5 protein-coding genes are annotated in these 14,630 nt (G+C 45.1%); all 5 read left to right on the forward strand.

From position 1 onward, the window contains the following. Positions 1-318: 318 nt before the first annotated feature. The 5 genes from O3276_RS11995 (at position 319) to O3276_RS12015 (ending at position 14,581) form a co-directional block, all read left to right on the forward strand. Positions 319-5,370, forward strand: a complete 5,052-nt coding sequence (locus tag O3276_RS11995; RefSeq protein WP_269675829.1) for a SidE phosphodiesterase domain-containing protein — start codon at positions 319-321, stop codon at positions 5,368-5,370. 194 nt (positions 5,371-5,564) lie between these two features. Beyond that, positions 5,565-6,323, forward strand: a complete 759-nt coding sequence (locus tag O3276_RS12000) for a hypothetical protein (RefSeq protein WP_269675830.1) — start codon at positions 5,565-5,567, stop codon at positions 6,321-6,323. Positions 6,324-6,736: 413 nt separating this feature from the next. After that, the gene (locus O3276_RS12005) at positions 6,737-7,270 is read left to right on the forward strand and encodes a hypothetical protein (protein ID WP_269675831.1); all 534 of its coding nucleotides are present in this window, start codon (positions 6,737-6,739) and stop codon (positions 7,268-7,270) included. 1,839 nt (positions 7,271-9,109) lie between these two features. Further along, positions 9,110-10,990 (forward strand): hypothetical protein, encoded by a 1,881-nt coding sequence (locus O3276_RS12010; RefSeq protein ID WP_269675832.1) that lies wholly within the window; start codon positions 9,110-9,112, stop codon positions 10,988-10,990. A gap of 2,232 nt (positions 10,991-13,222) precedes the next feature. Continuing rightward, positions 13,223-14,581 carry a hypothetical protein gene (locus tag O3276_RS12015; protein WP_269675833.1) on the forward strand — a complete coding sequence of 453 codons (1,359 nt, stop codon included), beginning with the start codon at positions 13,223-13,225 and terminating at the stop codon, positions 14,579-14,581. Positions 14,582-14,630: the final 49 nt, after the last annotated feature.

Raw genomic sequence — 14,630 nt, forward strand, 5'->3', positions numbered from 1 at the left:
CCGGTGCGTTTTTGGACGGGAACTAATTATTGAGCGATTGGTCAAACCCGGTGTTTCATAAACTGTCCCGAATCTCGCGAATGACCACATGAATGTGGTAGCCAGGGTGACGCAGGATGCTAAAGCCGAGGACTTTGTCGCCCCGAGCAGCAAAGGACAAGCGAGATCAGGAGCACGTTTATGAGATATCCGGGCTAAGAACTACAAAAATTTATTGCCGAGTAATTCAGAAACCCTGAGAGGCTGCCCGAGAATAACATCGGTCTATTCTCAGACAGCCCCCTTAAAATGGGACCGGGAACGATAAAGGTGGACTCAATGATTAATTCGGCCAGCGCCAGAAATTTGAACCCCTCTGATAATCAAATCCTTGATACAGTTAATCTACCAGACGACAACGACAGACAATGCACGACGTTCACCAGAAAGGTCCAGGTTAATGACAATCTAATCCCCTCAGGTGAGGTCCTTCCGAATAAGCCCGAAAACTTTATTTCCAGTGACCAGTACACACCCGATCCCAAGATACCCAAGCTAGCGGTTAGCAACGCTCATCGGAAAATAAGCTTAACGGCTTATGAAAAGCCGACACCGACCACTGCTGAAAGCGCATCGGTCCGCCATAACACCAAAATGGAAACGTCCAGCCTGCCAATAATCAACCAATCGTTGATCAAATCCATTGAGATTCCGGTAAAAACTGCCCTGCTTCAGGAATATCACCCATCCAGTTTTTTACCACCCTCCCAGACCATTGCGCGTCCTATTCATGGCCTGCAGCACAGCTGCCGGAGTGCAATCTGGGCGCTGGCGATACTGCAACAACGCAAACAGCAACATGATCACCGAGCCCTGTCCTTTCCTGAGCAACTGGTACCGTTACTGGTCAAGGCCTGTCTGTTCCATGACTCGGGCCGTGAAGGAGATGGAAAAGACACCACTGAATGGGAGAAGACCAGCGGTGACAATTTGCAAGAGCACCTGCGTAACTGCGGCATTGAGCAGTCCCTGGCCTGGCAGTGCGGTGAAGCAATTCGCCACAAGGATCGACCGGATGCCTGCCAGCACCTGCCTAAGGAGATACAGACACTGCGTAGTCTGCTCCATGATGCCGATACGCTGGAGGTTATGCGGGTCAGATCTTGTTTTTATATGGACAGGCTGGAGTGTTTTGCCGACTGCCAGGATGACCAAGACCGTGAAGCGTGGCGCTCTCTGGCCAGAGAGGTCTGCCTGGTGATTGCCAGCCAGGGCGATCTCTATGCTGCCATCGACTTGCTAGACAGCGCCAAACCAGCCAGACAGTTTTTCAGCAAAACCTCTACCCGGTGTGTTAACACGAAAAAGCAGTGGGAACACCATCCTTCGCCACTGGAGTATCAGTTATTTACCATAGGCACACAATCCGATTTCATCAGCAAGCTGATCACACCTTTTACCGGTCACCCGGCGAAGCCAGAACCCGCCTTTTCCCTGGCCAGGCTGAACCGGCAGAGCGAGAGCGTGGGAGGGAGCAGGATTGGACAGCTGTATAATGATCCCGTTCAGCAACAGTGCTACTACATCAAAACGGCAGTCTCTGTGGAAAGCGCCCGCAATCAGGCACTAATGGCCAATCTCGCCCGACTGCTGGGCGTTAATGCCCCGGTCACCTTTGCCCATCAGGAACAGGGTTGCAGTTATGTGGTCAGTGAAATTCCCGCTGACTGGCCAGGTAACCTGAAAAGTGGGAAAGACCCTCTGCAATCTCTGTCTGCAAATCAGTGGGCCAGATTGTTACTGGTCAATACCATCGTTGGCAATGAAGCCATGGTCAATGAAGCCTGGGAGAACATTGAACTGACCCCGCAAGGGGAGCCGGTGATGTTGAACTGGGAGTTCGCCGGGATGGCCACACGCTATCCGTGTCCGGATAAACCAGAACCCGCCTCCAAAGAGGATGATTTTTCCTCCATGCCGTTGCTGTTGATAAAACTGCGGGATCCCCGGGCACCAGCAATGAACTCCCACGTTATCCACAACCCCTGCGTGGCTATCCTGTCACAATTGGACGATGAGCTGCTGGGGCAGACCCTGAAAGCAATACTGCGCGAAGTTGACTGGCAAGCTCTGGACCAACAGATCGAACACAGCGGTTTCCTGCCCGGTGACCGTAGCTGGTTACGGCAGACGATTCATGATCGAATCGCCTGGCTCACCACCCGATTTGCCAACAGCGTCGAGGCCGGTGAGCGGGTATCCATGGCAGAATATCAGGCCATCGCGGCGGCGGGTATCCGCGGGGGCTGGCTGCAGGTTAAGGGCCAGGATATCCGAGGCGGACAGATCTGCCTTACCCAGCGGCTGGATCAGGACGGCAAGCCGATTACCCGGATGTCTCTCCAGCTGGTCCGGGATGCCAGCAACCGACTGGCGGACAACCTGGCCCTGGAACGGGGATTGCACCATCTGAACACATGGATCCATTACCTTCAGGGCGACCTGAGCGTCAGTTACCGGGACTGGCGCAGCGACCTGGCTAGCCTGGCCGATGAGTGTGACCAATGGGCGCAGCAGTTAATCCAGGATAAAGGGCGATGGCACCCATCTCATCACGACGCCATCGACAAGGCCATAAAAGACCTGCAAGCCAATGTCGCCATCTGCCGGGAGTCTTTAGAAGCAGACAGGCCGTCTGTTGGCAAGAACTCCCTGAACCTAATCCAACTGCCTGAACCCACCTTTCCTGCACGGGTCTGTTCGCGGGCCGCTGAAAATAGTGAAGCAAAAGTACAATTGGCTGAATTCAGTCACGGTTTCGCCAGGCAAACAGGCCAGAGCGTCAGTTATTTTAACAAGACTCAGCTTGATTATGCCGGCCTGCGTGCCTCACCTGTGCGAGTGGCGGAACTGAAACCGGTCAGTCAGGAGGGGCATATTGAGTTTATACCCGAGTGGTTGCCTAAGGCCCGGGCCATGCAAAATAGCCTGGCGCTGACCTTGCCCGGCCACGGTAAATCAGTGGTTGAAGCCCTGTTCACTGAGTTGGCAGGGCTGGGCATTGATTGTCAGCGACCGGATGCCAGCGACCTGGAGGAACGGTGGCTGGATGCCCTGGCCAACTATCATGGCTGCCTCGGTGATATGAACCGTGCCGTGGCAGCAGATACTAACGCGGATGCTTCGGTAATCGCCAGAAAAAAAGCGTTTCTTGAAGAGCTGCTAACACAGCCCCTTAAATATGAGGAGCAGCTTCGTATTCGTGCAGGACGGCTGATATATTTCCTTCCGGGGCTGCCACATGGCATTGCTGAAAACCCTGCCCGGTTGTTCTGTCCCGGTCACAATGTCAGTTTTCTTGGCAACACGGACAGTAATAAGACTCTCACGTCCAGCCTGGCAAATGATGGCACTCTTTGTTCCTTTGAGCGACGGATGGACATTGGCCTGGAGCCCACTACGAAGGATATGAAGCGTCAGGTTAATGTTGACGCCCGTGATGTGTTTGCCCGTATCCAGCCTGTCGAGCATAAAATCGGGCGTAGTACTTATGGGGGGCTATTGTCCGCGCTGATCAAATCTGAGGCGCTCGGCCGTCTTGATCTCTGTGCCATTGAACATCATTTTGATTATCACAGTTTCCACCCCGGTTTGGAGGCCTTTCGACGTAATATTAAAATAATTCTGCGCTCGCATGATGACTATCAGAAATTGATGCAAGCCCCCTATCACGAGATCTTCTTTGCCTACCCTTTGTCATTGTTTGATGAACTGAATACGCTGCATGTCAGCTCTCCAGAAGACCGGCTAAATCTGTTGCATGCCCTCAAGCGACGCTACAGCCACTGGCCTGACGGACGCCCGCTGGAAGCGCTTTTTCAGTATTCCCCGTCAACCCGTTACTATGAGTTAACTGCTCTATTCAGCAGGATCCCCGGAAACATCAAAATGCTCATCAAGGCCTGTGGCGAAGAAAGTTTAGAGTTGCTGCTTCAACAAAATCCAGAGCTGCTGGAAGGAAAACTGCAGTCGTTGGATGGTTTGAAAATACAGGCTGAGAGATTGGGCCCAGGGCTCGTAGGGTTGGATTTCAGAGGCTGCTCAATGAATGATACCCAACTTAAAAGAACTGAATTCATGCACTGTCAATTCACTATGGAGCAGTTAAACGACGCAAGTCTTGAAAAGGTTTATTTTAAAGGTTGCTCTTTTGAAGGTGAATGCTTTTCATTATCAGTGTTAAAAAGCGCAACATTTACTCCTGCTGAATTAATAAATAGTCAGCCGGTAACAGACAGTATACCCAAGCTATCCCAGGCTATATCACAATCATGTATCAACAGTCAGGGGCAGTTCAATCTGGAACTATGGCTGGAGGTGATGGAAAAAAGTCATTACTTGCGTCGTCTCGTGGTGGCGGAAGCTTTTTTTAAGAGTCGCGTCACTGGCAGGACACCCATGGATGAAACAACCAAAAAAATCCTCGTTGAACAGATTGACAATGTCATCAACAAGCATCCGGAAAGACTTCAATTTATTGTTGAAGAAATTTTTCATATAAGGATGGATAATATTGAAACTATATCGAATTTTATCAAAAAGAACCCGAAATTCCATGAACGTAAAATTGTAAATGTCAGGAATTTTTACTTTGACTTCAGAACCACCTTCCTTAGAGAAGTACGTGATGAAAATCAAAAGTGCTTTAGCTTTGCAACATCGTTATTTCTGAGCAATTTGTCAGATTTAGTTGACCCTGAAAAAGATGTATGTAGCCATGCACCCAAAGAAGAGGTTCTGGCTTTAATCGTAAACATTATAGAATTTGTCATGTTTCCTCTTGAACACGAATACATAGAATTTGGCATCAACACAAACGATGGGGGAGAGCAGAAATCCGAAAAAAGTTTCAGGAGCACAGAAAATAATACAATGTTGTGTTTTGAATTAGATCATGAAGGTCAAGACATGATAGATTGTTTTAAGGCTAACATTTGTGATAGACATACCCTGGGAAAATACAGAAATCACTTTATAAAAATATGGGAGAGTTGCTCAGATGTGCGTCGATTAGAAATAGCCAAATGCTGCCTGAAGCAAAAAATTATAGCTGTTAGCCCTATTACCACAGTGGAATTCATGAAACTATTGATCATTAATCAACAAGGAAAACATTGGCTGGATGACTTTTCAGCGAATATGGACAAACATAAAAAGAATGAACATGAGTGCAATTTATCAATGAAGAAATACTTTCGGAATATCAATGATTATGACAGCACAAAAGTAGATGAATCATTAAAGGCTTTTGAGCAATGGATAAAGTCAGAGGCACCCGATTTCACCAGAGCGCAGTCCGGGATTCAAAAAAACCATGACTCATACCTTTGAGCGAAGAGCTACCAGCAGCAAAACTTGTCCAACAAAAAACCGGAATTATGCCTCATCATGAAACTTTCATTTGAATTAGTGGTCAAAGTTGACAGAGTTCCACCTTGCACCAGGGAATACTCATGAGCGCTGGAAACGCTTTGAACATAACCCCTTGTCATCAACTTGATTATTTAGAATAAGAGTAATTTGTTATGACTTCACCCATATCAGCATCAACTTACCAAAAAATGGCGTGGCAAGAACAACAAAAGCCTGAAACAACCGAGGATGCCAAGGCGAAAACAGGTACCACAGCAAAGTTTAATAATTTATCGGCTAAAGAAGTTGTTCCACAGGCTACCAACATACCACAACCTGATTTTCACCCATTCAAGTCACAGTCGGAGAAAGACTATCTTATGAAAACCTGGTGCATGCAATCAGTTACATCATCATCAGGTCCTCCTCCGCTTGAATTCAGGAATATGATAAAAATTGAACGCCAGTACAATGACCTTGATTATAAGGACATGTTGAAATACTCCCTGGCATTCGATGGATTATTGCACGAAGAGAAGTACTCGGAATGTAAAGATACCGTGAAAGAGTTTACAGGTGTTTATATTTTCAATGTTATAGATTTGAATCATGCCCGCCGATTTCCACATCAATATATTGAACCAAGCGACCCACATTCAATGTATGCTGGTCAATTTGATGATGGCACGTTTTTCCTCTTGGCATTGAATCCAATCCGGTGTAAAACGTTTTTTGAATACGATTCCCACAATAATGTCGTGTACTGTGGTGAAACATTTCCCACCAAGAGTGGTGGAGAAAACACTCATTCCCTCTATTGCGGAGAGACCTATAAAGAAGCATTAGAAACATTTGAGAAGGCTTGTAGAGGCACCACTGTAGCTGAAAACATCAGGAATTTGCTGGGATTTGAGTCTGAACTAAAAATGTAATCAGGCAACTAATCTTTGTTAAGCCTTTAATAAGGAACTGGAGATAATATTTGCGCTTCAGAATAGGCGAGATCATAGTATTCTAATGTTTTATGAAAAGTGTGATCTCGTTCAGTTATTGACAATTTCTTTAGTGCTAAGGGTCAACCCAGGTTATATCTTTTAAATCCATTTTTCATAAAATCGAGAAACAGATTCTCTAATCAACCCTGCCACCATTGTGCTCAATACACAGCAGCAAAATTTTCCCACCAAGAAACTGAAATTATCCCTCATTATGGAACTTTTATCTGGAGCAGTGATCAGAATCCCAAGAGATTCAGTTTGCGCCATGGAATTCTTATAAGCATTGGAACCGCTATGAACATAATCTCTGGTGATTAATTTAATTATTTATAATATGAGTAATTTTTATGACTTCACCCACATCAGCATCAGTTTATCCCAAAACAGAGTGGCAAGCACAACAAGAGCCTGAAACAACCACAGGTATCAAGGCAAACAAAGATAACACAGCAAAGTTTAATGATTTATTTGCTAAAGTTGTTCCACAGCCTTCTACCAATATACCGCCATCTGATTTTCACCCACTCCATTTACAGTCGGAAAAAAATTTTTTCGATAAAAGCAAGTGCTTGCAATCAGTTAGATCAGCAGATTCTCCTCCGCTTGAATTCAAGAATATTGATGCAAAAAGTCTCGCCAACGTGCTGTGGGCTTCAGCAAAACTGTTAGACAACGGGCTGAAGCTGAAGATGACACCTGAGCTCAAAGAGGCCATAGCTAAAAATCCGAAAAAATCGGTGCCAAATTTTGGAAAACCGGTGTCAGGAAAACCGATGTTTGGTATTGAATCTTTGATGCCCAAAAACAAAAATCTGATTCCCCAACCACCAACAGACCCTCTTCGATCAACCGAAGAGGTTTTACAAAAAGCATCTGATTAAAAAGGTATTCAGGCAATCATCATTAACCCGGCTATTTCATAAGCGAGATCATGAGCACGTTTATGAAATAGCCGGGTTAAGTCAAAAAATGTTATTTTTAACCCAGATCACTTTCATGCACTAAAGTTCAAAATTAGCAGGCCCTGTGTTACGTAAAAACCAATATCAGTTCTTGAATATGTTCAAAAAGAAAGACTTGCCTCCAATTCCCTGAGCGTAATTAATTCCATGGAACCAAATTGGATTAATTATGTCTGATTAATAAAACTTATCCAATTATTACATAACGTTCTTTCAATAATAATTATGAACAATATCGAAAACACATTTACTCCGCCATCTTGCCCCCGGCCTGTCCCTGAAGGGGACACCACTGGCTCAGAAGAATTGGCGGACACATCAACCACTGCCAGGGCTTCTGCAATCAAACCAGAACTTCATTCCCCGGGTGTCATCAATGACCCGGAATACTCTCAGCCCGGCAATTTGTCACTGACTGAAAGACAGACGGAGATCAGTCCTGTCGATAAAACGTATCATACACCTGAACTGACCTCAGCTGCCGGGCAGAGCCAGCCGGAACTGTCATCCGTCTTTTGTCTTGTCTCTGACGTGTTCATGAAGCCTCTGACTGATGATGATGACACCATTATGGGCACTCTTCCCAATTTCGACATGACACTGCCCAAACCTCTGGAAATTACCACCGGGGATGTCCAAAACTTCAAGGACAGATTATCCATCTTTAAAATGGAACTTGATGAGGAATTTCTCGGTGGCAAGTTTCTGGACCTGGATTGTTACCAGTTCCATAGTTTAATCTGCAATAGACTGGTTTCTCTCAAATATCTTGCCGATAAATATCAAGCGTTCAGAGACAGTTCCTACAAACTTGTTGAATGGTATAACAAGTTAAAATTGGCCTACATAAGTATCTACGGCATATTGTCCAAACAGCTGTTTCTGAGTGATGATATGTGTAAGGAAATACTGAGGCTGGGCATGCTCTATCGTGATCTCAACAAAATGTTATGTCGATGGCCCTCTGGGGTTGATTTCCCGCACCAGCAATCAATCAGCTTTCTGAGTGAATCTCTGGTTTGCCATTTGTCATATATCTGTTGTCTTGTGGAGGGCCTGATAAGATACGCTGATTTCAACAAGCACATCGCCGTGCGGGCACCAACAGAACCACTTAACTTCCACACAGTTATACATGCGCGCCCCCGGGAACACCCTGACATAAAACCACACGGTACCGGCACCCTGAATGAAGGCATCAGCAATATGCTCACTGCCATTGCCACAGGGACATTGGAAACCGTGAACAGGGAAGCTCCTCAAGATATCCTGAAAACCACCTCTGAATACCTTTTCAGATCAATTGATCGATACAGGAAAGAAGGGAATGATCAAAAAAATTTCCAACCAGCCTGCATTTATCAACTGACGATTGAGCAACATCTATTTTGTGCAGAGTTATTCCATGCTGCTTTAATGGCAGGACGATGGGACGAAGCCGATAAGGCTTTTAAAGAAACCACTCGAATAGTTTTCCATGGCAAGTATTCACTGGAGCCGGTTATTCAGGCACTTAAACATAACACAGCAGGAATCAACATTGAGAATTGGCATAATGATTTTAATGAAGACACACAATCCCGCCCCTACTCCCCTGGCATGTATTTTACCCTTGGGCTTGATGCTGCTTCTACTTACCTGAGTACCCTTCTTGCTCACAAAGAGAATGACACGGAGAACCAGTCACCACTAATAAAGGTAATGAAGACGGAAGAGCTGAACCAAATACTGAATGTTCTGGATACATGGACAGACCAGTTGCAGGAACTTGGCTTGTTGGCCAGTGTTGCAATGAAAGACTGCAAATACCACCGCCGTTTATCTCTCGCCTGGCTAAGATTGCTGACTTTGACCAAAAATCACGAGATGGCCATCAAGAAGAGCTTTCATGAGGCCCAAAAATCCATCATGCCACATAGCGCCTCGGATGGGATAACAAATGACAATCTGCAACCGCTTCCTGCATATCTGGAATCCCGGCTGACAAAAATACTTCTCCATAATTATGATATTTTAAAGCTCATCAATAAAGAGTGCGGTGCATTCAATCCAGACATTAACATCTCAGTACTGAACAAAGAGTCCTGTGAATCCCTGATTAAAACTTTTGCAGACGATGAACCAACACCACACACCGAATTATTGCTAACGTTCTTCCACGGCTGTTATAACTGTGCAATGCTCATTGAGCATATTTGTGGCTGCGCTTCGATATTCAGTGAGCTGGAGACCTGCCTTACCAGCATTCATACAAGTGAAGCATCACGTTCACTTAAGATGGCCAAAGAGAAATGGAAAGATAAAATCAAAGCAAATGCTTCCGGAATCAAAGAGAAAATTAATAGATTTGACCAGTCAAATCAAAGTTCCAAAACCTTTTTCAAACATGCTTTCAGCCACTTAAAAAAAATCAGAGAACTCAATAATAATGGGCTAGACAAATGCCTGAAAATTGTGCTTTCAGAGTCAATTCAGGCTACTTTATACCACAGTTTATTACAACTTCAGCATTTGAACTCTGCCCTGATTAGCGTTAGCAGTAAACGGATCGACATTCTCAAAAATGAGTTTCCAACTGTTATCAACCTTGAACAGGCTATCACTGGTTTTGGGAAAAGATTGAATAAAAATATTGCTTTCATAACAAAGTCCTTAAAAGAGCTGAATGACTCAAAAGAGCTATCATTAGCCAACACCACTGGCAGGCATAAACCGAATTCAGGCCAGATTAAAAAAGGTCAACGCAATAATCAAGTCATCAATCACAGTGATACTCTGGCAGGTTTTGCCAAAGCAATAACTATCTGGCCAGATACTCAGGAGACCCTCAGTAAAAGAAATTATTTTCAAAAGCAAATAGCCAGCGAAGTGCAGGCGATGCAACATCAAGGTTTGCCTGTGGTCTATCTGGGGAGCCGTGCTTATCAGACGCAGATTCAGTCACTTTGGGGCAATCAGGCATTTGCGCTGGCGACCGGCAGCCATCTGTTACCAGCCGAAATATCTGATGATGCTATTAATCGCTCAGTCACGCCAAGGGATACCGATCTTTTAGTGCTTGACCAGGAGGAATTCAGTAAAATCAAAAAGCAAATCTGTATCCGTCTGAAGAAAGCTGCCGGCATAGACGACAACGTGCCAGGGGAATATCAACTGTTTGTTCCTGACGATGACAACAAGTTTTACTACGGCAAAAACTGTTGCTGCTGCAATCTTATTGTTTCTTTAAGTGGAAGTTATTTCCAGAAAGACTGGGCTTATGTGGTTGACTTGATCTCCCCGATGGACTCAGGCCCGTCACCACTGCTCACTTACGATTCCCCCGTGCTGCCTTCAGGTGACTCGACGCACGCAAGGCCACTTACCAGCATTATGATGGATGAACTCAATCTGGCAATCAATCAGGCTGCTAGCGTCAGCCCTTTCCGTTCACTGATGGCAATAACGCGCATTAATGTCCTGGCAGTCCTTGAATATTTAGAGCCAAAGCTCGACCCCGTATCACGCATTGTGCTTATGCATGTTCTGGAGCGTCTGCAGAACCGCTACCCCGATGAAGCCCAAGGCAAACTGGCCAGCCATCTGCGCTCCAGGGCATTTAATAGGGTTGCTTATGAAGGATCTAATGAAGCCAATTAAAAAATCAGTGTCTTAGTGAGGACAGTTCCCAAGCCACTTTTATGCACTTTAGTACCAAAATAGATAGGGCTGGAGCAGTCAACTCCTTGAGTGTAATTAAATCTATGGAACCAAATCAGAGTAATTATGTCTGAATAATAAACATATCCAGTTATTATATGCTGTTCTTTAAAAATAATTATGCAAAATATCGAAAAGACATTTACTCCGCCGCCCTTCCCCCGTCCAGCCCCTGACGGATACACCACTGAGCACCGCCCGGACGCAGACCCAATGACAGCCGGGGCTTCTGTAATCAAACCAGAACTTCATTTCGTGAGTAGTGATAACATCAATGGCCCGGAATACTCCGAGCCCAGTAATTTGTCACTGACGGAAAGGCAAACTGCGACCAGAACAATAGATCAAACGTACCATACACCTGAATTGACCTCCGCTTCTGACCAGAGCCTTCCGCAACCGTCATCAGCCTCCGGCCCTGTCTCCGACGTGTTCATGAAGCCTCTGCCTGATGATGACAGCATTGTGTGTACTCTTCCCCTTTTCAGAATAACGTCGTCCCCTCAGACAATTACGATAGGAAGTGTCCGAAACTTCAAGGAGGTATTATCCAAACTTAGCGCGGAACTTGATCAGGAATTCCTCGAAAGAACGTTTCTTGATACCGATCGTCACCAGTTCCATAGCTTAATCTACGATAGTCTGATTTCGCTCAGGTGTCTCGCCGATAAATATCTGGTATTCAGAGACAATGCATACCGACTTGTTGATTGGTACAACACAAAAAAGTTCGCTGACAAAAGTCAATATATCAAATTATCCAAACTGCTGTTTCTGAGCGATGATATGAGTGAAATAACGCTGCACCTGGCCATGCAGTATCGTGTTCTCATCAAAATGCTATGCCAATGGTACCCCAAGGATGATTCTCCGGGCCAGGAATCAATCAGCTTTCTGAGTGAATCTCTTGTCTGCCATTTATCCTTTGTTCGTTGTGTTGTGGAGACATTGCTAAGAAACGATGATGTCAGAAAAGGTATCGCCCTTCGGGCACCAGTAAAACCGGACATCAGGAAGTTCCACTCAATTAAGCATGTGCCATCCTGGGAACACCCTGGCTTTGATCCGAAGAAAAAATTTCACATGCTAAATGAAGGGATCAGCGATATGCTCACTGCCATTGCTACAGGTGCATGGGAAGACTTGAACAGGAAAAAGCCTATCGTGCATACCGCCTCTGACCAACTTTTCAAATCATTTGTTCGATACAGGGAAGAATCAGGTGATCACAAATTTCAACCCGTCTGCGTTGACAATCGGACGATTGGGCAGCATCTATTCTGTGCAGATTTAATACATGCAGCTTCAATATCAGGCCGATGGGAGGAAACCAAACAGGCTTGTGAAGCAACCACTCGAATAGTTTTCCACAGCCAGTATTCACTGGAGCCGGTTATTCAAGCACTTAAAAATAACAATACCGCAGGAATTAACATCGAAAGCTGGCATAGTCAACTTGATGAGTATACACAATCCAGATGCTATGCCCTTAGCTATTATTTCATCATAGGGCTTAGAGCTGCTTCTATTTACCTGAATCGCCTTCTTGATCACAAGGAGGGTGAAACTGAGAACCATTCACCGTTAATACCGATAGAGAAAACCGAGTATTTGCAAAAAATACTGGATACTCTGAACCGATGGGTAGACCAGTTGCATGATCTTGACTTATTGCCCGATGACGCAATAAAAGGCTGTAATCTCCACCATCGCTTATCACTGGCCAGGCAAAGAATACAGACTCTGACCAATAATCACGAGATGACCATCAGGAATAGCTGTGATGAGACCAAAAAAATCATCATGCAATATACTGCCGGGGATGGAATCACAAATGACAATCCACAATCGCTTTCTGAGTACCTGAAACCCTTCCTGGCACGAACTCTGCTCCAGAATCATGATATTTTAAAGCTCATTAATAAAGAGTGCGATGCCTGCAATCCAGGCACCAACATCTCAGAACTGGACCGAACATCCTGTGAATGGCTAACCAATATTTTTGCAAACAGTGCACAATCACCGCACACTGAGTTATTGCGAATGTTCTCCCGGTGCAGTTATTTCTGCGTAGTGCTCATTGAGCAAATTTGTGCATGCGCTTCAATATTCAGTGATCTGGAAGCCTGCCTTACCAGCATTCATACCAGTGATTTATCACCCGCACTTAAGGTGACCAAAGAGAAAGGGAATGAAAAAATCAAAGCAAATGCTGACAGGATTAAAGAGAAAACTGATCAATTTCATAGGCTCAACCAAAGCATCAAATCCAGTTTCAAAGATGCTTTCAGTCATTTAAACAAAATCAGAGAACACGTCATCAATGAAGATAAGTGCCTGAAAATTGTTCTGTTCGAGTCAATTCACGCTACTTTATACCACAGTTTGCAACAAATTAAGCATTTGAATGATGATCTGGTTACCGTTAGCAGTAAACGGGTCGACATTCTCAAAAATGAGTTTCCAACGATTGCCAAATTTGAACAGGCTTCAGCTGGTTATAGGAAAAGATTGCAAAAAAATATTACTTTCATAGCAGGCGGCTTAAAAGACCTGACTATCTCTAAAGAGTTATCATTAGCCAAAGCCACTGTCAGTCATAAACCGAATCCAGTCCCGACTAATAATGGCCGCTCTAAACAACAAACCAGAAAAAACCTTGACTCTCTGGCAAACTTTATTGCAAACAACAACCAATCTGTCAGGTTAGATACTCCGCAGACCCTCACGACAAGAGATTATTTTCATGAGCAAATAGCCTGGGGGGTACAGGCGTTGAATCATGATAATAAGTCTGTGGCATATTTGGGAAGCCGTGCTTACCAGCTACAGGTTCAGTCACTCTGGGGGAGCGAGGCATTTGAGCTGGCAACCAGCAGCGACCTGTTACCAGCCGAAATATCCCCAATTGTTATTCAACGCTCAGTCACGCCAAGGGATACCGATCTTTTGGTGCTTAACAGAAAGGATTTCAGTAGCATCAAAGATCAACTCTATGACTGGCTGGAGGAAGCTGCCAAGGAGGGCGGCTTCTTGCCGGATCAGTATGAGCCGATTAAAACCAACGACTTCAATGAGGTTTTCTACGGCATAAACTGTTGCTTCTGCAACCTCATTCTCCGTTTAAAAGGAACGCAAACAAGGAAATACTGGATTTATGTGGTTGACTTGATCACCCCGATGGACTCTGGCCCGTCAACACTGCTAAATTACGATTCCCCTGTGCTGGCTTCAGGTGACTCGACCCACGCCAGGTCACTTACCAGCATTATGATCGATGAACTCAACCTGGCAATCGGTCAGGCTGCTGGTCCTGCCCGCGCACTGATAGCAATGACGCGCATTAATGTCCTGGCAGTCCTTGAATATATAGAGCCAAAGCTCGATGCCGAATCACGCATTGTCCTTATGCATGTTCTGGAGCGTCTTCAGAAAAGTTACCCCGATCCAGCCCAAGGCAAACTGGCCGACAATCTGCGCTTCAAGGCATTTAATATAGTTGCTTATGAAGGATCTAATGACACCAATTAAATAAAACAGTGTCGTATATTTTCCGCCCCACATTGCAAGAACAGTTTTT

Origin of the sequence: Endozoicomonas sp. GU-1 (assembly GCF_027366395.1) — a bacterium.
Taxonomy (GTDB): domain Bacteria; phylum Pseudomonadota; class Gammaproteobacteria; order Pseudomonadales; family Endozoicomonadaceae; genus Endozoicomonas.

Excerpts from the sequence above, each read along its gene's own strand:
- O3276_RS11995 (WP_269675829.1), top strand. The coding sequence starts at position 319 with ATGATTAATTCGGCCAGCGCCAGAAATTTGAACCCCTCTGATAATCAA.
- O3276_RS12000 (WP_269675830.1), top strand. The coding sequence starts at position 5,565 with ATGACTTCACCCATATCAGCATCAACTTACCAAAAAATGGCGTGGCAA.
- O3276_RS12005 (WP_269675831.1), top strand. The coding sequence starts at position 6,737 with ATGACTTCACCCACATCAGCATCAGTTTATCCCAAAACAGAGTGGCAA.